At 47.6% G+C, this 22,119-nt stretch carries 12 protein-coding genes; 2 read left to right on the forward strand and 10 right to left on the reverse strand.

The window, feature by feature from the left end:
• Positions 1-281: 281 nt before the first annotated feature.
• Positions 282-1,577, forward strand: a complete 1,296-nt coding sequence (locus tag ACFPXP_RS05445; RefSeq protein WP_379893145.1) for a Gfo/Idh/MocA family protein — start codon at positions 282-284, stop codon at positions 1,575-1,577.
• 112 nt (positions 1,578-1,689) lie between these two features.
• On the opposite strand, the gene ACFPXP_RS05450 is transcribed toward ACFPXP_RS05445, so the two are convergent.
• Both ACFPXP_RS05450 and ACFPXP_RS05455 read right to left on the reverse strand, forming a co-directional pair.
• Entirely contained in the window at positions 1,690-3,069 is a 1,380-nt protein-coding gene (locus ACFPXP_RS05450; protein ID WP_379893147.1) for an ABC transporter substrate-binding protein, read from the reverse strand.
• A gap of 147 nt (positions 3,070-3,216) precedes the next feature.
• The gene (locus ACFPXP_RS05455) at positions 3,217-5,670 is read right to left on the reverse strand and encodes a glycosyl hydrolase family 95 catalytic domain-containing protein (RefSeq protein WP_379893149.1); all 2,454 of its coding nucleotides are present in this window, start codon (positions 5,668-5,670) and stop codon (positions 3,217-3,219) included.
• Between the two features lie 361 nt (positions 5,671-6,031).
• On the opposite strand from ACFPXP_RS05455, the gene ACFPXP_RS05460 reads away from it, so the two are divergent.
• A complete protein-coding gene (locus ACFPXP_RS05460; RefSeq protein WP_379893151.1) occupies positions 6,032-6,853 on the forward strand; it encodes a helix-turn-helix transcriptional regulator in 822 nt (273 codons plus the stop codon).
• Here ACFPXP_RS05460 and ACFPXP_RS05465 read toward each other — a convergent pair whose 3' ends face one another.
• The 8 genes from ACFPXP_RS05465 to ACFPXP_RS05500 all read right to left on the reverse strand — a co-directional run bounded on the left by ACFPXP_RS05465 (position 6,854) and on the right by ACFPXP_RS05500 (position 22,117).
• The gene (locus tag ACFPXP_RS05465; protein WP_379893153.1) at positions 6,854-9,190 is read right to left on the reverse strand and encodes a helix-turn-helix domain-containing protein; all 2,337 of its coding nucleotides are present in this window, start codon (positions 9,188-9,190) and stop codon (positions 6,854-6,856) included. It lies immediately after the preceding gene.
• A 98-nt stretch (positions 9,191-9,288) separates the two neighbouring features.
• A complete protein-coding gene (locus ACFPXP_RS05470) occupies positions 9,289-11,073 on the reverse strand; it encodes an ABC transporter ATP-binding protein (protein WP_379893202.1) in 1,785 nt (594 codons plus the stop codon).
• A gap of 99 nt (positions 11,074-11,172) precedes the next feature.
• Entirely contained in the window at positions 11,173-13,248 is a 2,076-nt protein-coding gene (locus ACFPXP_RS05475) for a glycoside hydrolase family 88/105 protein (RefSeq protein ID WP_379893155.1), read from the reverse strand.
• A gap of 137 nt (positions 13,249-13,385) precedes the next feature.
• Positions 13,386-15,854 carry a glycosylhydrolase-like jelly roll fold domain-containing protein gene (locus tag ACFPXP_RS05480; protein ID WP_379893157.1) on the reverse strand — a complete coding sequence of 823 codons (2,469 nt, stop codon included), beginning with the start codon at positions 15,852-15,854 and terminating at the stop codon, positions 13,386-13,388.
• 22 nt (positions 15,855-15,876) lie between these two features.
• A complete protein-coding gene (locus tag ACFPXP_RS05485) occupies positions 15,877-16,836 on the reverse strand; it encodes a carbohydrate ABC transporter permease (protein WP_379893159.1) in 960 nt (319 codons plus the stop codon).
• A 12-nt stretch (positions 16,837-16,848) separates the two neighbouring features.
• On the reverse strand, positions 16,849-17,697 hold the full coding sequence (locus ACFPXP_RS05490; RefSeq protein WP_379893203.1) for a carbohydrate ABC transporter permease: 849 nt from the start codon (positions 17,695-17,697) through the stop codon (positions 16,849-16,851).
• A gap of 17 nt (positions 17,698-17,714) precedes the next feature.
• Entirely contained in the window at positions 17,715-19,958 is a 2,244-nt protein-coding gene (locus ACFPXP_RS05495) for a DUF5696 domain-containing protein (RefSeq protein ID WP_379893161.1), read from the reverse strand.
• The gene (locus ACFPXP_RS05500; protein WP_379893163.1) at positions 19,955-22,117 is read right to left on the reverse strand and encodes a YIP1 family protein; all 2,163 of its coding nucleotides are present in this window, start codon (positions 22,115-22,117) and stop codon (positions 19,955-19,957) included. The genes ACFPXP_RS05495 and ACFPXP_RS05500 overlap by 4 nt, the downstream gene beginning before the upstream one ends.
• Between the last annotated feature and the right edge of the window lie 2 nt (positions 22,118-22,119).

A 22,119-nucleotide genomic window follows, 5' to 3' on the forward strand; every position in this document is an offset into this window, starting at 1 on the left:
GTAAATCACTGCCATTTTCAACTGGGTTAGTTTCGTGATGCCTTTTTTCCTGACTCGTAGGAGGTTATCCTCAAAACTTTTTCCAATTTACACGAATCAGGGACTTGACATCATACCGCTGGACTTTTTAATTTTGAACATCTTCGTAAGGCTTCCGTTCCATTGTATTCAGAACAAAGGACAAGAAATGTAAAGTTTAATGCGATTCAAGCAAACAATGTCTAGATAACTGACTTTTTTTGTACTAATCTAGCTGTAATTCATTAAGGAGGGATACACGAATGACAAAAAAACGTTTTGCACATGTTGGGACAGGAGGACGCGCTGCCTTCTTCTATGAAGCACTCGTTGGTAAGTACCATGACAACAACGAACTGGTTGCGTTTTGCGATACGAACCAAACAAGAATGAATTATGCGAATCAGCGGCTGCAGGAAAAGTTCTCGCATTTTAAGCCGATCCCGACATACAAAGCAGACCGATTCGACGAGATGATCCAAAACGAAAAGCCGGATACCGTCATCGTCACCTCTGTCGACCGCACACACCATACCTACATCATTCGAGCGTTGGAGTTAGGCTGTGATGTCATCACGGAAAAGCCGATGACCGTCGATGAGGAAAAATGCCAAGCCATACTTGATGCTGTAGAGCGCACTGGCCGCCATGTCCGTGTCGCTTTCAACTATCGTTACTCAGGTCATGCCACTAAAATCAGAGAGCTCATTCAAGAAGGGATCATCGGAGACGTATTGCACATCAACTTTGAATGGCTTCTCGATACGAGACACGGCGCAGACTACTTCCGTCGCTGGCATCGTGATAAACGCAACAGCGGGGGCTTATTGGTCCATAAATCGACACATCATTTTGACCTCGTCAACTTCTGGATTGCCAGCGAGCCGCAGCAAGTGTTCGCCATGGGCGACCTGATGTTCTACGGCAAAGAAAATGCGGAGAAGCGCGGCGTCACGAACTTCTATCAACGAGCGTACGGCAGTCCCCACGCGGAAAATGATCGATTCGCGCTGCATTTGGATAAATCGGAGTCCCTGAAAGGACTGTACCTCGATGCGGAGCACGAGGATGGCTATCAACGCGATCAAAGCGTATTCGGTGATGGCATATCCATAGAAGACACCATGAGCGTTCTCGTACGTTACAAAAATAAAACCATCCTTAACTATTCCTTGCACGCCTATGCCCCTTGGGAAGGTCATGTCGTTTCCTTTAACGGTACAAAAGGAAGAATCCAGCTTCGGATCGGTGAGAAGTCTTATGTCAATGCCGGTGGAAAACAAACCGATGAAGGTGCGACAAGAATGAGACAGCTGCTCGTTCAGCCGCATTGGGAAACACCTTACGAAGTTCCGCTTGAAAACGCTCCCGGAGGTCACGGCGGCGCCGACCCGATTCTGCTTGAGCAGCTATTCGGCAATCCGCCAGAAGATCCGTTAGGTCGTACGGCAACACATGTAGACGGTGCCATGTCCATTCTAACAGGGATTGCCGGCAACATTTCGATGCGCACCGGCAAGCTGGTCAATATTAAAGATTTAGTGCATTTCTACTCCTAATTCAGATATGCGAAGGCCGGCCTTTCTTCAGAGAGGTCGGCTTTTTTGTCCGCTTTTTTCATGAGAAGAGCCGGGATCCGTTTCATACCGGTCCCGGCATCTACTCGTTACATTATTGTCCTGAATCTGTAATTTTCTGATTCGACTCTTCCGCATACTCTCTGAAAATCGTATTGAAGTCGCCTTCCAAAACGACTCTTGGTGCCGCTTTCGCGTATGGAGTTACCAGAGATCTATCAAAGTCAGACTTGTAAGAGATCGGAGCAAAATCATTGTAGAATGCAGCCCCGAAGTTTTTCCCCTTAAACATGCTGTCTTCGCCGAACTGCTGAATGATGCTGTCATTGTTAACGATCGGCATGACACCCATTCGAGACAGCTTCGACTGAACCTCGTCAGAAATTAAATACTTAATGACTTCCATTGCCGCATCCTTATTTTCTGCCATGTTGGTCACACTGAAATACGTCGGGTAAGCTTGCGTACCCACTCCAGGCGCGTCGTCAAACGTAGGCATCGCCACCATATCCCAGTTCATCTTAGAGAACTCTTCCGGGAAAACGAATGTGATCGATGACAACCATCCGAACATCGCTAAATCTTGTGCTTCTAAAAATTCCTTACGGTAAGGCAGCTTATTCGCATGTGCTACCATATATTCTCTGTAACCCGATGCGTCAGCCGGCTTTACGAAAACGGTTTCATAATAATCTTTCCAACGCTCATCTACATCTAATGTCGCCTTCTGTGTTTCAGGATCAACGAACGGAATGGAAAGCTGATTCATGAGAAGCATATGCGTTTCGGAAGTTGACAACCCGGCGTAAATTTTATCGCCTTCCGTACGAGTCAGCTTCTTAGACAGTTCAGCAGCTTCCGTCCATGTCATGCCATCCTTCGGATAATCGACACCAAATTTGTCGAATAGATCTTTGTTATAGTACATGACCATCGTGTTGTTGAATACCGGTAACCCATAGATTTGGTTATCGCCAGAAATTTGCCTGATCGCATCCATCGAAGTCGATTCTAACTGTGTCAGATCGATACCATGCTTCTCGATCAGCTCTGTCATATCATACTGCATATCAGCGCCAAGCAAATAGGTGGAGAAGCCTCCGATGGATTCCCAGAAAATATCGATTCTTTGACCTGCAGTGATCAGCTCTGAAAGACCAACCTCATCCGTTTTCGGAATATATTCAATCGTGTAATTCGGGAATTTCTCCTTCAGCAAGTCGCCGAAACGCTCATTCCAGCTTTCGACCGAGTCTCCACTGTTGGAATACACATAAAGCGTTAATTTCTCATCTCCAGTTGATTCGTTGTTCGTTGCAGGTTGTTCATTGTTATTGCCTTCGCTCGTCGTCGTCGGATTGTTGCCTCCGTTGTTCGAGCCTCCCCCATTTCCATTACCATTACCACATGCAGCAATCGTAAACATCAAACAAATGGCTAACATTAGACTGATGATTGATCGATGACGATTCATCCAATTCCCCCCGCTATGAATAATTTCATTAAACAAATTCAACTCATAAAGCAAGATTTTCGTTCATGTCGTTCATTCTCAACTTCGTTTTGTTCGCACTCACCCCCTAATCTTAGTAAAATCGGACTTCTGTTTGAAACATAGAAATTATGAGCCTGACGGATTGCTGTGAATGCGCAATTGCTGCTTCGGCTTCATCCGGATATGGTAAGTTCCATCATGAAGGGTTGAAGCATGGTATTCTACATCATCGCCTGACAGCACATAGGATTGGAACGGTTCTGGAAGCTTCAACGTGATATCGGTCGCTCGATCAGCATAAAGCACCGCGTCGAACTGGCCTGTGTTAAGGTTCCAAGAAAAGTCGATTTTACCCGTACAGAAGTGGAAACCGCTTGCTCTGCCTTGCTTCCAACGATCTGGAATGGCAGGCAGCACCTTGACCAAACGCGGGGAAACATAAATTAACATTTCCTGCACCGCATTTGTAATTCCGAGATTCGCATCCAGCTGAACCGGCGCCTGGATTTTATTCATGCTGACTCCCATATCGCGCCAATCGTTGTGGACAGTAAAGAAATTACTAATTAAACAGCTACGGGCTAAAATATCGAGAGACTCTACCGCTTTCTCTCCATCGCCGAGCCGGGCATAAATGGAGGACATATGTGCGAGCGACCATCCCGTTTGTGCTCCAATCAACCGTTTATTAACAGCCGTCTCAAAGCCTTTAAACAGCTCCGGCAGTTCCTCTCTCGCAAGCTCCTGGCCAGGAAAAATCGGATATATATGAGACAAGTGCCTATGATTGTAACGATCATGAAACGCCGGGTGCTGCCATTCTTTGACTGCTCCCTCCTCGTTCATCTCATAAGACGGCATTCGCTTCAGCAACCGCTCCCACTTGGGGATTTCCTCCAGGTATACTCCGCTTGCCCGGCTTCCTTCGATCAAATTGGAGAGCAGCTCCTTCACAATCGCGATATCCATCGTTGAATTGATCGTTGTAGGCATCGGATGATCCAATGACTCTCCGTTACCTGGCATCATGTTGGAAGGCGTATTTTCCGGAGAAACTGAAGGATAAATTTTCATCTGTCCTTGCTCGTCTTCCACTAAGAAATCCTCGTAAAAGGCGGCTGTTTCCCTCATGAATGGAAGTGCCTCTTCAATTAGAAATTCTTGGTCCCCAGTGAACAGGTAATAATCGAAATAATGTCTGGCAAGCCATCCTGCCGCACCCGTCCAATTCAATATGACCGGAACGATTTGCGTGGGTACCCCCATACCTGGCGTTGTGCCCGCGGGGATAAATATCCCTTTGCAGCCGTACAGTTTTCTTGCATTATCGCTGAACGTATCCATCAAACTGCGATAGTGCCGAAACAATGCTTTCATCAGCGGCGTTAACCCGCCGACGGGTGCGTGCCAATTCATCATTTGAATATTCTCGTTCGCCATATAATGGCACCACATCAAACGGTAATCTCCGCCCCACAACCCGTATAAAGGCATGGGCAAGCCTTGTTCGCTTGTCGCGGAAATATAGAGGTATTTCCCGAATGCCCAAAGCTTTTGAAACAGCACATTGGGTGCTTCTCCCGCATAAGAATCCAGCAGCAGCTGCTCATTCGGGATTCCATTCTCGTCTTCGCTTAATTCCAGAGACGTTGCATGATAGAGTTCTCCATGAAGCTTCTTGTGCTTTTCCAAAAGCTGACCGTATGCTTCATCCACTTCAGCCAGCTCCGATTTTAACCGATTCCATTCGAGCATTCTGCTGCTTTTCACGAATAATTTAACGAGGATGAGAGCTCGATCCGTACCGCTGATTCGAAGCTTTCCGTCATCTGCCGCCGAAAGTTCGCCGCCGTTAGCCAGAACCACACGCAGCACGGCTCCGTAATCTTGACCATCCTCATTCTTTGCCGCATAGAAAATATAGTCTTCTTCCGCTTTGAATTGTGCGGTTTCTCTAATTTGATTCAGCTTCGCGGCTTGGTTTGGGTTATCGCTTGGATGAATATCAAAATAAATATTTGTTTCCATCACGGGTTGATCTGCACGAATTTCATAGACAATCATGTGGTCTGAACGGGAGACGAACAACGTTCGTTCATATGAAACCTCACCATCTCGCCAAGTGACGGAAACTTCACCCGTTGCCATATTCAAACGACGCTCATATTCGCGAAAGGCGTTTCTTAACGTCATCGAAAGCCTCAGGTCCCCAGCAGGACGTGGTGAGGAAAGTCTGCTCGCATAGCCGGATTCCTTTAATGCATTTGTCAAATTCCAGCTGGCCTGCATATATTCTCCTTCGTCAATCAAACGCCTAGTCTCCGCCAAAGTATGGCTGACGTCAGGCAGCGGATCTACTTTCCCTCCATGCCACAGCTCTCCGTGGGTCAGCATGATCGTTTCATCTTGAATTGCACCATAAACCGATGCTCCTATGATGCCATTACCAGCAGGAAGTGCCTCTCTCCATTTGCCCTTCCACCAAGAAGCCGGATACTTCAGTATGAGCTGGTCCGAATGTGCATGCTGTCTATGTTCCTTATGGCTTGCCTCAATTGTCCTTTTCTGAGTAAGAGTCATCTCCAATGCTCCTTCCGCGAACTTAACCAAGTCAAGAATGCGTTTACATTTTATCTTGCTTCTTGACATCCAACCATTAAAATCTCCGTGACTTGACATTCCTACAACAATTTACAACGTCTATTGGGTTTTATTCAAAGCTTTTAAAGACATGCTTCTTTATTAAGCCCCATATCATATCTTTCATCTCGTTTTTACCATGTACGAAGTGCAATGATCTACTCATTTCTTGCCTAATAAAAATCAACTTGATCTTTTTTGTCATTAATAAACTCATCTTTTCAGCTTTTACCGCTACTCAATTGGTAACAAAAACGGTATAGTATAGGCAAACGGATCTTCACCGAAGGGAGTTTTCGAAATGGACGGTTTTGCAATTTATCCAGCAAAGCGCAAAGGTTACTACACTATGCCCAAATACCATTACCATGACTATTACGAAATCTATTATTTGCTTTCAGGAGACCGTTATTACTACATTGAAAACAAACGATATTCCATTCAAAAGGGCTCGATTCTGTTCATCAATAAAAACGAAATCCATAAAAGTGTCGATTCGACAGTCCCAGACCATGAGCGCTTTTGCCTTTATTTTAGTTCAGATTTTTTAAACCGCTTTCACGAGGATCAGAAGAAGCTTATTTTAGCTCCTTTCCTCCATTCTAATAAAAAAATTCAGTTCAATCTCATGGACCAAAGCTATATTGAACGGCTTTTGTTTCAAATGCACAATGAGTTCAACCAACCCGATGGCTATGGACAGCCTGTCTTCTTTGAGTCACTGCTTGTCCAGCTGCTGCTCTTTTCTGCACGAAAACAAAAAAGGGATCGTCCCGAGCATCAGGAAGACCCAATGAACTCGAGAATGTCCCAAATTATCGCTTACTGCAATGAGCATTATCGCAACGACCTGCGTCTTGAACTGATGGCCGAACAGTTCCATATCAGCTCTTTTTATTTGAGCCGTTTATTTAAACGCACGACCGGATTCACGTTCAAAGAGTACATCAATACGCTGCGTATTCGTGAAGCGGAAAAGCTGCTTCGAGATACGAATGTAAAAATGATCGATATCTCTGAACAGGTCGGTTTTGCTAATGTCTCCCATTTCAATCGCAAGTTTAAGCAGGTGACTCGCATGTCACCGCGAGAGTTTCGAAAATTCATTCACAAAAAAGAGTAGTTAAGCGAGCTGATCCTGCCATTTGCTTCGGTATTGTCCGGGCGTAACACCTTCATTTCGTTTGAAAATTCGGTTGAAATAACTGTGCTGGTAACCGACATGCGTTGCAATATCACTAATTTTCAAATCCGTCGTGCGGAGAAGCTCCTTCGCCCGGTCCATGCGATACTGAGTTACATAATCAACAAAATTGACACCGGCAATTTGTTTGAATGCCTTACTGAGCGTATAGGAGGTCGTGCCAACCATTTCCGCACAGCTTTCCAATGAAATGTCCTCCATATAATGCTGCTGCAAATACTCCATCGTCACTTCCACCATATGCTTCAGCTGCACATTGGACCGCTCTTCAATTTGTGCGATGTATGGATGAATGACCTCTTCCTTAAAGCATTTGGCCAACTGCTGCGGTTCCCTAATTTGTGCAAGGCGATCAAACATGTTGACTCCTCCAAACAGCTGATCCGGCTGCATCCCCGACTGCATAATCGTATACTGGATGCTGCCAAACAACTGCAGGACACACTGCTGTACCAAATACTCCTTCCTCTGTCCGATAAACACCTCTTCAAGAAACTGATCGATGAGCTGCTCCGTCTCCTCAAGCTGTCCCATCCGCATCGACTGAGTGATTTCGCGATCCAAGAGGAAAGGGTATTCACCGCCGCTTTCTTTTGCGATTGGAATCAGCTCCTCCATATCGATAATCTGATTTTCATCCTTGAACAATCGGAAACTCGCCGCCTGCGTCACATCCATAAAAAGCTCAGGCAGCGTGCTGACCATCACGGTTGGACGACTGATCGTTATCGTGACCTTCAGCTTAAGAAGCCGGTTGATCGCGTCGGTGAGCTCCCTGGCAAAGACATGTATCGCTGCATGATTCGGCTCCTCAAGAGGCGTGATAATAAGAATGCCGATCGATAAGTTATGAAAGTTTAAAATATTGTACTGTTCAAGCCGCTGGGAAGCCAGCTCATCGATAATATTCGCAGCAGCAAAGGTTACGAGACCCTCGTCTCCATCTACAAATCGATCCTTCAAATGAGATAAGCCCGTCAGCTGCAAAGTGGCGATCGTAAATTGTTTATGACTGACCTGCCATCCATAATGCTTCATCCGCTCTCGCAAATCCTTCTCGGTATATGCATGCAAATGCCCTTGAATCAGCTGAATGAGAAAACCGTTCTTTACCTGGGGCATCTCCTCCTCCAGCCTCAGCTGAAGCGACTTGCTCTCCCGTGTGATATGCTGCCACTGCCTTTCAAGCAGCTTAAACTCATCCATTCCCTGCTTTCCTAGCTCTGATGGGGCATCCCTTGTTAACAAACGCACTAAACGCCCTATAGGGGAGTAGATTTTATGTGATGCAATCCATGCTAAGACAAGTGCCGTGAGAAGGACGCACCCGCTAATAATCAATATAATTTTCGATGCCAATACCACAGGCGAGGTAATCGCTGTCATCGGTGCTGCCGCCACATAAGTCCACTGCTTATTCAATCGATGGAAGTCACCGTATGATACGGAGTACACTGTTCCTTTCCAACGCTTTACGAAACTTCCGCTGTGCTCACCCGATTTTTGGATATCCTCTCGCAAGGATCGCTCGAATACCTCTCCCTCTGGACCATCCTGAGAAGAAATTAGTATGTTATGATCTTCATTCATTAAGAATGTCGTGCCCTCATGATAAGGTGTAAGCGTCATCAACAGATCCAGCAGATGTTCCGGCTTGAGTGTAACGACCAGTGCTCCAAATGGATGATCGTCATTGCCTAAGAGATGTGAGAGCATGATGACCGGCTCAGTTTTGGACGGCCCATCCTGCGAAGCTCCTCTCCATTGGATGGGCTTCGTAGACCAAGCGATGGGTGTCCCCTGTCGCATGAACGATTTGTGCTCCTCTATGACCTTCGGATCATGCACTTGGCTGTAGTCCGGATTAAATAAATAAGAAGCATCCTCCTGTTCTACATAGAGAGAGACCTGTTCGATCATCGGATGCGAACCTTGAAGAACCTGCAAGGCTTTACTCAGATCCTGTGTTTCCTTGAACCGAAGGGACAGATCCTGCTGCATTAAATCTTGATCGAATCTTGGATCTGACGCCCACTGGGAAAGTGCCAGTTCAAAATAAGAAAAGGTTTCATCCACCGCGTGAACGCGTTCCTGCATTTGGCTGCTGTGCAGCGCTTTCAAATCTTGTTCAATCGAGCCTACCGCAAATAAATAGATTCCGAGTCCTGTAATCAAGCCCGGAATGCTTGTAACCAGTAAAATGACAAGCAGGCTTTTTCGATAGAAGCTTCCTTTGGGATATCCTTTATTCTTCATCCGCCGCCACTCCCACCTATTCTTTTCCAGATCTGAACAAGTACATTATAAGTAATGTACTTGTTCATTTCTATGAAAAGCAATAAGCAAAAACAATATCAAATTAACAATTTCTCTGGGCGCATCGCTTTAAGCTGCTTTTCATACAATTCCCGATATAATCCACCTTGCTGCAGCAGTTGCTGGTGGCTGCCTCGTTCCACAATACGCCCTTGATCCATGACGAGAATCAGATCCGCACGAACAACTGTCGCAAGCCTGTGTGCAATGATGAAAGTGGTGCGACCTTCCATAAGCCGCTCCAGCGCTTCGGTCACCAGTGCTTCGGATTCAGCATCCAACGCAGAAGTGGCTTCATCTAATATGAGAATTTGCGGATTTTTCAGAAGTGCGCGTGCGATCGCGATTCTCTGCTTCTGTCCTCCTGATAGTCGAAGGCCCCTCTCCCCGATCAACGTATCATATCCATATTCCCAACGCGTAATAAAATCATGAGCATTCGCCGCCTTCGCTGCGGCTACGACCTGCTCCAGCGTCGCTCCTGGGTNCAGATCAGCGACATCGTAATCTCGCAGGTCACGGCCGTCTAATGTCACCCGTCCTTCATCAGGATCATAGAAGCGAGGAATAAATTGGACGAGTGTCGACTTGCCGGCCCCGCTAGGCCCAACGAGTGCAATGACCTCACCTGCTTTCGCGTGAAGTGAAATATCAATGAGTGCTAAATTTTTCTCCTCTACCGTGGGAGGCGGATCCAGCTTCGTCTTCGGAGGAAGCCAGTAAAACTTCTTGAACGGCTTAATGGTCTCCGCAATGTCTGGATCGATTCCAGCTTGGGTCTCTTGCGGACGCTTAGGTCTTTCGGAAACATAAGTAAACGTGACATGCTCGAACGCGATCTCCCCGCGGCATTTCGGAAGCGATTTCACACTTGGCGCATTCTGTACATCTGGTTCGTAATCAAACACTTCAAAGATTCGCTCAATATTCGACATCGAGTTTTGTATGGTGACGTTTACTTGGGAAAAGCGCTGAATCGGTCCATACAACTGTGACAGATAAGCTTGAAAGGCGACCAGTCCTCCAACGGATATTTGTTGATGGAGGACCGCGTAGCCGCCGACAAACCAGATCAGCAGCGTGCCGATATGATTGAAGGTTTGACTGATCGAACCGAGCAAGTTGGACAATACATGTGCCTTCATCGCATATTTTCGATGATACTCTGCCTGCTTATTGAAGCGGCCGAGCTCCGCTTGCTCCCGGTTGAAGGATTGTACAACCTTCATACCGCTGATTCGCTCTACCAAAACACCGGAGATGCGTTCCATTTGCCGATGTACCGAGCGCCATGCGAAACGAATTCTTACATTCAAATTGGTAAACGTCAAATAATAAAGTGGAAGCAGCCATAAAGATAGCAGTGCTAGTTCAAGATCCAATGTAAATAACATAAAGGCGGCAAAAAAGATCAAGAATAGATCAACGACCAAATTGATCACGCCGCCGCCTATGAGATTTTGAGCTCCATTCACATCGTGCAGTATTCGCGATACAATACTCCCGATCTGCCTTGTATCAAAAAACTTCTGCGACATGGTCTGAATATGCTCATACAGCTTCCTTCTCAGATCAATCGCCATTCGATTACCTAAATCTGCGGTGATATAATTGCGGACATAGTTAATGATAATGCCTGATAAATAGATGAGTCCCAATACAATCACGATTTTATCAATTGTCCAAGACCCTTCTACGCCCAGGAGCACTTCATCGATCATGATCTTCGTCATCCAAGGTCCTGCAAGCGGCACTGCAAACTGCAGCATGCCAAGTGCGACAATGATAAAAATCGTGAAACGATATGGCTTCACGAACTGCATATACCGCCTGATCAGCTTTTTTCGCGCCTGCTTCTGTATCTCACCATCGGCGATCTTTTGCAACCGTTCGTCCCCCCTTCGAATCTACCCGCTGTTCAGTCAGCCTTCCATCATTTGCATGAGCTCTGTTCCGGCCAACAGCACGATACCGATTCCGTGTGTATCATTCAAATTCCATGATAGACGATCTTTATAATAACTGGCAGTGAATGAATAGCCTGAGCCCTTGCAGACGCCGTACACATTTCCGAATTTATCTAAAGCATGGCGTACAATCGCGGTCCAGCCGCGCATCGACGATTTTGCGTAAGGCAGCGTATCTTCCAACCAGCCCAGTCTTACCCCACGTGCAAAAGAATAAATAAACATCGATGTACAGGACGTCTCGGCATACGAATCATGGTCGGTCAGCACTTGATGCCACATACCGCTCGGCCCTTGGAGCTTCAAAAATCCTTCGCACAGCTCCCGATAAAACGCCATCAGCTCCTGGCGCATCTCGTGTGTTTCCGGCATCACCGTAAGCAGCTCCGTCAGCGAGAACAGCACCCAACCATTCCCTCTTCCCCACGGCACGCCTGTCTGTTTATCAAATTTCATGTCATATACATGAGACATGATTTGCTGCTCGGGCATATAAAGATACTTTTTGTACTGCAAAAACTGGTGGGCTGCGTCGTTTAAAAACGTTTCCTCGCCAGTCAGTTCATAATATTTGGTCAAAAATGGCGTGCTCATATAGAGATCGTCGCACCAAATCGTATCCTGCATAAAATCTGTACTTCCATGAGCCCGATACAGGGTGCCGTCGGGCAGGCGGTCCTGAACGTTCGAAATATAATGGGCGACACGATCAACCGCTTCGCGGGCACCGCGAAGCGGCCTTTGATTCATCGCGGTTAATGTGACAGCACCGAATGAGCCGCAATCATCCAATGTATCAATCGCTGACAGCTGGTGATTCAATCCTGCTGCACCGTATTGCTCCTTATCCCAAAGAGCGTACCGATCATAGGAAGTACAGCATTCAATGTGCTTCAACACGTAATCCGTGTAATCTGAACGTCCCAAGTCAATGCCGGATTTCAGAATCCCGTATAATGTTACCCCTAAAGGATAATTCCACTTGCCGAACAATGCATTTTCCATGAACGGACGAATCCATGTATCCGGTTCATCGATTTTCCAATACGTCTCTCCTTCCTCTGCAGGGAATACACGATCCATCCGGCAAAGTTCCTCTGGATCGAGCTGCTGTGCGACAGGTCCTAAATAAAACCATGATTCATTCGATCCTTGAACGGAAACCGGCGGTTCAAAAGCGTATCCGTCCGATAATGAAGTGGTTGCAAACCCCCATACTTGCCCCGTACAGCTGCTGCGAATCACAATATGCTGCTCGGCATAACGCGGTGCAAGGGGAATTGCGAAGCTCCCCGCGTGTTCTGCTTTATACACCAGCTGTCCATTGAGCCACACCTCGAGCGAGCCTTCATGCGTGCCGCACCACTCACCTGGACGATCTGCATGCAAACTGTCGAGCGTCGTCCAAGCATACGCCGTACGACCTGCATGCAATCCAAAGCTGCGGCCAAATTGACCTAATCCTCTTTCCTCCGGCGTCCACTCCCGTCTTGGGTACCAATTCAATTCGGATTCTTCTTCCGAAAGCCCTTCAACAAGGAGCTCTTGAAGCTCAGTAAGTTGACACGGCTCACAGAAAAGCCAGCCCTCTCGTCCGCTTCTCTCCACTGATGGCATAATGAAGTGGAGCGGCATGCCCTTGATCGAACTGGTGCCGAATCTTCCACCGCAGCCCGTTGCCGTATGGGTAAAGCATAGAACGAAATGATTCCATCCCTGCTCGAGCTTTACGCGAAATCCTGCTTTACGTTCTGGAAACACATCATCATTAAGGTTCGATCTGTGGACAGGTTTGCCGTTAACGAATACTTGGACCGGACCCAAGCAGCTTAAACTAAGACCGATCGTCATCTCGCGTTCTGCCCACAGCTTCGACCATGCATACACCGCTTGACCTTCTGCCATATGTGGAAACTGCTCATTAAAATCAAAGACGTAGCGATATTCGCTGTCCCTCTTGATGCCACCCCGGTAACTGGCTCTAAAAACAACAGAGTGAGCTGGATGCTCACCGATATAACGATTGATCATCGTCTGCAGCACCCCCTCCACTTGACGGGGATGCTGATGGTACATGCTAAGGTTTGGACTTACATAGCTCAGGGCTCATCGACTCCTTTCCGTGTACAACCTTGCTGGCAGTTATTTTATAAAAAAAATCAGCTGATTCACATCTGATATAATTCGATTCTCACCGGACCCATGAGCCCCGATGGAAGACTTTCTTTATCGTAGCGGTTGGAAAGCGAATTGGTCACATTCACTCTTAATTTGTTCAATCCCACTTGCAATTGCTCCTGAACTGAAAGGCGATATGGCTTCCACATTCGAACACCAACCTCTTCTCCATTCAAGAACACACGTGCAAGCTCGTGCACTTCTCCCAAGTCCAAAATGACATCGGAGTATGGAATATCTGGAATCCACTCAAGATCGATTTCGTAGCTCACTGTTCCGGAAAAATGCTCATGCCCCTCCCACGCTGTCCATGTTTGTAAAGAAACGAACTTAGAACGATCAACGAGACGCCATCCTTCATTCAATTCAATGATGGAATGAAGCTGAGGCAAAGTCGGATTGGATTCGATAGCTTCCCCTTTCGGATCAACGACTGCGACAAGCGACTCTCTTCGATCCAGCTTCAATTGAATCGCTAATCCCTCATTCTGTTTAGCGATAGGGACCGTTCGCACACTTCCGTTCCATGCATCCCACACCTCGGTATAGCCCTGCTCAGGAATGAGCAGTGTTCCTTCGATCGCAGTATCGCCTTCATTCGAAAGCAAATAGAAGCTGACTCCATCTTTTACAACATGGCTCATGCGAAGTCCAGGGGACAACGGTTCAAATACAGGTATTTTCTGGTGCGCAGCACGCAGTTTTTCAATGAGTTCATTCTCGGAGCTTACTCGCCATTGCCCGATATTCGGACGATGTTCGTCTCCCGCTGCTGGGGTCTCCGCACACAGCTCAATGACCGTTCCTCCTTGACTAATAAACTGTTTCAACTTCGCCCAGCTTTTTGATTCGTACGAGGTGCCCTCTTCTAATAAAATCGTGTTATACCGCTGCTCTGCAATGAAGAGTTCCCCTTCTTTCAGCTCGCATTCATCCTGAAGCAGCTCTTCCTCCAAATAATTGAATTCGATTTGCTGTTCGAACAGAGGCTTTGCCAGCTGCCAAGAAAGGCGTTCCGCTTGACATAGAACCGCCAGCTGAGTTTGATTCACACTATCCGACATGACCCAGCTGAGACGCTTGATATACCTGGAGAAATGCGCATAATCCTGCCACCAGATATTGTTTGGTCCAACATCCGGTGCTCGCTCATGCAGCCTTTTGCCCTCGATAGAATAATAAAATGCATGCGGCGTAATCATGTTGACGCCACGAACAAACAACCAATCCAAATACCATTTCATATCATCCGCTGTAAGTGCCCAGCTTTGATTTTTGCCGCACACACCAAAGCATTCATTGAGGTTTCTGGAACGTCCGCGATGCCGCGCAGCATCCGAAGAACACTTGCCCATCGTGCTGTGCTTTCCGGTAATGCCTTTGTCATCTTCGGGCGCTAACCAACGCCATACAATGTCCTGTCCCGGAATATGAAAATATTTCAGCAATCCGATATCCTCGCTGCCTGCAGGATGACCTGTAAGCGCAATCCCTCGCTGCTCGCACCATTCGTAAAGAGGTCTATAGTAGACCTGCTCCATTCGCGTACGAACCGCTTTACGGAAGTTCGCACGGATTTGTTCCGTATTCGGTCCGACTGTCGACCATAATGCGGGTAGATCCTGCTCGCGGTTTCCGGCTGCTGTAAAATCGTTCAAAAATCCATTGGTCCAAGGAACGATTCCTTTGCGATGCTTACGACCCAACAAATCCGGTTCGTCCGTGAACATGGCAATGACAGTGCTGCCGAAGTGTTGGCCTATATGCTGTTCATAGCGTTCATGCGTCAGTTCAATGAACCGTCTGACGGCATCCGGATTCAGCAGATCCGCCGCACGAGGCGCATCCGGTTCCCCGTCATCCTGGCCGTAGTGAATCCCGCGAATCGTTCCTTTCGAGAAGCATTCGATAAACGCCAGAAGCGACCACTCCCCTGCATCCGGCGCAGCGAAGGATACGCGACCGTTTTGAGGACGTAGGATCTGATTCGATGCGGGATCAAGCTCTCCGTTACTTCGCTTCTTGGCAGCTTGAACGGAAACGAGATATTCCCCGTCTTCCAGTGCAGGCTGCCACTCAGCTGAAGCGTCTTGAAGTACGGTATGCTCCATCATCCGAAGCCCTCTGCTGGCGAATTCGGGATTACTTCGCACCACTTCACCGTTCGCCGCACCTGACGGGTACATTCCCTCGTCATAAAGGATGACCTGCATATTCAAGGATGCGGCTTCCTGTACAGCGGCTCTCACCAGTTCCATAAATTCATCCGACAAATACTTCATGCTCCCCGGAATACCGATCCGGGGATGTAGCACGAAGCCATCGACTTCCTTTTCATGAAAGTCGTGAATTTGCCTGAGCAGTTCTTCTTTCGTTAGCTGATCGTTCCAGAACCAGAACGGAATAGGCGAATACTTCGTATCCGGTTCCAGAAATTTGCTACGCAGCGTTTCTAACATTCAGCTGCACCCCATTTCATCGTTATTCGACCAGTCCAGTACGGTCTACCCCTTCAACGAACCAGCGCTGTGCAAAGATATAAAGCACAAGCGGCGGCAGGATCATAAGGAAGGAGGCGGCCATCTTCATCGGTTCATCATAGATCGATGGTCCGATCTCCTCCGCTCTCGCATTAATAGCGCTCGTGATGCTGGATACGCCGACCGAGAGAGGCTGATCCGACAACCCGTGCAGGAAGATCGTCGGCGAATAGGAATCGTTCCAGTTCCATACGAAGGAGAACAGGAAGACGACGACAATCGCAGGGCGAGCAAGCGGGAGCATGACCTTCGCGAAGATGCGCAGTGCACCCGCGCCATCCATCGTTGCGGCCTCTTCCAGCTCCTTCGGCTGTTTGGAGAAAAACTGTCGATAGATGATGACGAACAGCGCCCCCTTCACCCCTTGCCCGAACAATGCCGGCAGAACGATCGGAATGTACGATTGCAGAACCCCTAACTGACTTGCCGCAATCAGCTTTGGCAGAATCGTCAGCTGCGGCGGTACAATAAATGTGAGCAGCAGGCAGAAAAACCAAAAGTTCTTGAGCGGAATATCCAATCTGGCAAAAGCATAACCTGCCACTGCACAGCTCAGCGTCTGACAGACGGCAATGACCAGTGACATGGACACACTGATTGTGAATGCCTTCGGGAACTGCAGCATATCCCATGCATCCTGCAGCATGCCGAAGTATACCGATCGCGGCACCCACTGTACTGCTGGATCGACGAGGTCGGTGGAATCCTTGATCATGCTTGTTACCATATAAATAATCGGATTCAAGTAAATATAAGCCGTATTGATTAAGATGAGATACAAGAAGCATTTAAAGATCAGACCTTTATCTGCTTCCAGCCCAATGACCTTGGTCTTGAGCAGCTTAAGCGTGCTGCGCGGCAAGGCTTTCGTTTTATTCCATGCAATCTCGGGTTTAGCCATGTGTAGACCTCCTTATCGGTAAGCTTTAGACGGCCTGGATATTCTTGAAAAAATGAAGAAAATGATGCCGAGAAACACGAGAATAATGCCGAAATAAATCCATGCCAGCGCACTCGCCACGCCGTAATCCAGTTGACTGACTCTCGTGATAATCGGGTTCGTTGGAAATGTAAACAAGTCGACCACCGTGTAAATCATGTTTAATAAAATAAATGGCGTCATTTCCGGCAGCGTAATTTTCCAAAACGTCTCCCAAGGGGATGCGCCATCGATTCGCGCCGCCTCATAGATCGAGTTGGATATCGTTTGCCGCCCTGCAAGGAAGATCAAGATCTGCACGCCGGAATACCATAAAACGAGAACGAATGAACCAAGAACGGAGATAATCGGCGCCGCCCACGTTTCAGGGAAGATCTCCTGTACGAAGTAGGAGACATTATAGCGGTCTAGGAAGCTGATGTTTCCTTCGCCCTGGTTCATGAACTCCTGTATGATTTGGCCTGTTGTAAAAATAACCGGCAGGAAAAAGATGACCCGAAATGCCGTTCGTCCGGCAAAACGCTGGTTGAGCATGATGGCGATGAGCAGTGCGAAAATGACGATCACCGGAATCATGATCAGCGCTTCCCTTAAGAATGGAAACAATTCTTCATACAGATAACGACCGTTCTCGAACAAAATCGTCCGATAATGCGACAGCCCTCTGTACTCCACCTTTAATCCAGTGGCCAATATTTCTAGATTGTGAAAGCTCATGTAGAACGAATATGCAATGGGAAAAGCCATGAATACAAGAAATCCAATCACCCAATTGGAAATGAACAGCGATCCCCATAATTTCCGTTGGACTGCGGCACTCATTTTTCGCTTCTTTTTATTCAATTGCCGTCAGCTCCTTTCAGGACCGCGTAATCCATTGCAGCCACATTGGTTCCTTCATACAAATAAGGGTAATCGGTATAGTTCACGACAATGGTCGTTCCATTCTCGTATGTTGTCGCCATGACTCCTTGCGCCAGCATTCGATGATCTACGATAAATTGATTCTGTACTTCTGCAAGCGCGGCATTGTAGCGCTCATATTCCGTTACAATCGCATCCTCCCACTCATCGAACTGAGAGCTTTTAAGCTGAATGCCGTAGGCCTCCGTTAACATATCGGTCTCCGAAGCCGTCAATACAAAGGATGGGTATGCCCCAAACTCAATATCCTTCAGAAAATCGTTCGTATACTGCTGCCGTTCGTTTTCTTCGCTTGAAGTATACGTAACAAGTCCATGCAGCGCGATTTGTGCGAATGGAACCGCTTTTCTGGAGAACAGGTCGTACGAATAGTCATCCGCCAGATCATGTATATGTGACGCGTGACTTACCGCATAGAAATTCGGCATCTCAATCTCCACACGACCCAACGCATCTCTAACCTTTTGTAATATCTCTTTTTGCAAAAACATTGCCTCAGTCCGGCTGCTGCCTAATCGATTATTGTAATCGCTCGCCAGCATCCCGCCGGTTGAAAGCATGAGCAGTCCATCGACCTGTAACTCTTCATAATCGGATAGATCATCCTCTACCGCATCCAATATAAATCTTGCGCTAGCGAGCGATACCCTGCTGCCGCGAATGCGGAATTCTTGAATCGTTCCCGCCATATCGCGTATGGCGTCATACTGCCCTCTAAATCCGTTCACACCGGTATTGTTGAGGTCGTAATTGACGCCTAACGTAACCGGTATATTCATAGAATGGGCAAGCTGGACGAAAGTTCGCATTCCCTCATTCCCGCCGATCCGTTCATCTACATCAAAATAGCCGCCGTAGGAGCTGTAACCGTCCTCCTGCCAGCCTAAATACGTTACGTTCATGTTGCCTATCCCGTTTTGATGAAGCGTCTGCAGCATCCCGCCGGCTTCGTCCGTTGTCGTCGCCTTCAAATATTTGTCTCCGAACATCCCTTCGCCGACATCTGCTCCAACGATAGACAGATAAAGCGGAATATCTTCCACTGTATTTTCGATCCTGCTCATCCCCTGCTCTTCCATTAAATAAGTACGATAACGTGATGCCATGCCCACGTAGTCGGCTTCATCTTCAGGGAGGATGTAATAGCGCATGACGCGATCGGTTCCGAATCTATCTTCCTTATTGTAGGTCGTGAAGCTGGTGCCTTTATTGCGATTCGTAATTTGTTCAAAGGACGACCTGTAGGTCTGCTGTGCTGTAATCCAGTTGTACTGGCTGTACAATCCTGCCGGAGCCGCGAACACATCACTATACTCTGCGCCCTCATGAATGACGGCCAGCATCGCTTTTGTACCTGATCGAAGCCCATAGATCGGCATTTGAGCAGGATATCTCGATGTGAAGCCTGATTGGGTGAGGTAGGAAATATCGACGCCATAAATGCTTTCCTGGTAGCCACGGTTGACTGCCACCCGATTCTCGTCAAAGTCGATGATGGCTCCAGAACCGTCAGGAATCAGCATATATCCTTCTCGATCCGCAGAATGCTCCGCGGCAAAGAACGGAAACAGTCTCACCCACAGCAAACTGTAACGGTCTTCCTGAATGCCGCTGTCGATGATCCTTGTTTCGACATAGTCATCCTCGATGCGGATCTGTACCGGAATTTCGATTCCCAGCTCCGGCATAGCGTATACCCACTGCACACCGCCTTCGATCTCCGTCACATTCTCAATCGTTCCGTTTAAGCTGACGAAATTGCTCTCCCGAGCAGGCGAGTTATAGATGGTGAAGTCCATGTATTGGAACATAATCGGTGACGCCAAATGCCGTCTCCACATGCCTCCAATCTCTTCATTTTCCCAATCCAATGGATCAGGAAAAGATCTCCAGATTTGTCCGTTACGTTTATCTTCAACGATGAAGTGCCCCGTCGTCCGATCCACTTTCAGACGCAGTACATCCGTCTCCGCTGCTTGCTCAAACACGCTGTCAGCTGGTAGAATAACATCTTTTTGCTCCGGCTCCCCCGCTTCGGGAAGCATCGCAAAGGCGGAGTCGTCACCTCGGAATTTATATTCCACTCGGCTGGCCGCTATGACAAGCAGGACGGCCAGAAGTCCCATGATGATTAGTTTCCTATGCTTCCACAGCCTCATCGCAGCACCACCTCCTGGTACACTTCATAGATGAATACGATCAGCTCATTCGTCAATCCGAAAATGAGGAATATCAATACCGCCAAAATCATTAAAGCAAATATGGACAAGATGATATTCAGCATCGTTTCACCTACGGAGTAATTGTGAAGCGCCTGCACCATCCAAATAAACATGAGCGCCAACCATATATACATTCCATTTTGCAAATAATCGTAAATTGTTCCTTCGGCATGCGTCATGATATTGGAAAGTATCGCCAAAGGCAATCCAACAATAATAAAAGGAACTAAGGCGTAAGCGCTGCCGACGAAAACATCCTTAAATCGGCCCTCTCCATGATAGATGGAGCTGACCAAATAATTGCACACGACAAACCCGAACCATACGCCAAAAAACGGCAGTAACACGGATCCGATGTTGATGCTCGACGGCGGGACTGGATTAAAGGCAAAGCTGGTCGTCGTTTCCGTGGCCACTAATGCGGTGCTTGTAGCCGCCAGCAAAATAAACGCGCTCAGATAGCTGCCCTTATTCTCATACCTCAGCGCCGTAAACCCATCGACCGGATGCCGGATAATGACCAATGTCTGCTTCAGTTGATCCAAAAGTGCCATTCGATTCCCGCGCATTCCTTGCTGCCATAGCCTCTTCACGTTCCATTTGCGCGATAGCCTTCTCAGGATGAAGAACAGCACCGCGATGATGATGACCGTGTTTGCGAAAATAGAGAATCTTTTTTGAAACCACTGCAGACGTATTTGCCAAAACGATTCCGAATAGCCGACCGCGTTCCCCGCTCTCTTAAACAGCTCAGCAGCCTTTTCATAATCTTCCTTCTTATAAGCGACGCGAGCTAAACCCAGAATGGCGGGCAAATACTCCGAGTTAAGGCGTAAGACCTCTTCCCATGGCTCCTCACTCTCCACATATCTTCCCTGCTGTGTCAATCGGTTCGCATGGTGAACCAACGCTCCGAATTCCGACAGGCGATAAGCCTGCAGCATATTTTCCTGAGAATCGAGAACGAACAGATCTCCCTTGGAATTGATTTCAATCGCAGACGGCGTCTTAATGAGTCCGAGCTGCGAGGTCGCCGCCGATGAAGGCCCGCCCCAATAGAACAATAAGTTGCCGCTGGCGTCATATTGGCTCAAATACGTATAGTAAGAGTCTAGTACCGTAAAATTTCCTTCCTGATCGACGGCCACATCGATGATCTGCGGCTGCATGGATACTCCGTCAACAAACCGCGCATCGAATCGGTTATATTCCCCAAACGATTGCTTCGCCGTACCGAATTTACTGTATTGGGCCAATATATTTTCGCCTTGATAATTGAGCTTCTTGATCTGCTGCGAGGATACGCCTTCCCCGCTGGTTACGGTATAAATAAATCCTTCATGATCAATGGTCGCATTGTTGATGGAAGGCGGAATTTTACTTGTTTCATTCTCGTACATTTCCCGTGTATAGATCGCCCGCTTAATGGCGTCCATGAAAGAGAACGGCGCTGCGTTCGCTCCGTAAAACCGCTTAAATTCTCCATCGGGATCAAGCTGTACCATCCCATAATAGCCGCCCATGGTCACAATATAAATGTATCCACGCTTATCAACGACGACCTTCGTCGGGTCAAATTTCAACGTTTCCGGCACATTCCTTGACTCTGGACGGTGATACTCATTCAGCAGCTCCCCCTCTTGAGACAACCGGACAACCCGCTTATTGCCGGTATCGGCGATGAAGATATCGCCATTATCCGTAACGAACACCCCTTGCGGTCCGTTGAGCGCATTGTCTTCCAGCTGATAATACCGTAAAAATTCTCCCTCTGGGTTAAATTTGACGATTCGATTATTCCCCGTATCCGCAATGTAAATATTGTCCTTATCGTCAATAAACACATCGCTCGGTTTTTGCAGAGGTGATGGCACTTGAATCGACGGGTCTTCTGAATCGGGCACCGTTAATTCCGTGCCGATCATTTTATAAGGTGTATATGCCGGCTGTGTTATGATTTGATGGCCGAAGCTGTCCTTCGTAAACGTGCCGTAAGTGACTTCGGCAGCAGCTTTGATGGGTGCCAGGCTTGCTAGGACAACCGCAAGAAGGCAGAGGATTGACAGCCGGGCCCATGTTCGTACATTTGAACGCATGC

The sequence above is a fragment of the Marinicrinis lubricantis genome (genome assembly GCF_042658665.1).
GTDB lineage: Bacteria > Bacillota > Bacilli > Paenibacillales > KCTC-33676 > Marinicrinis > Marinicrinis lubricantis.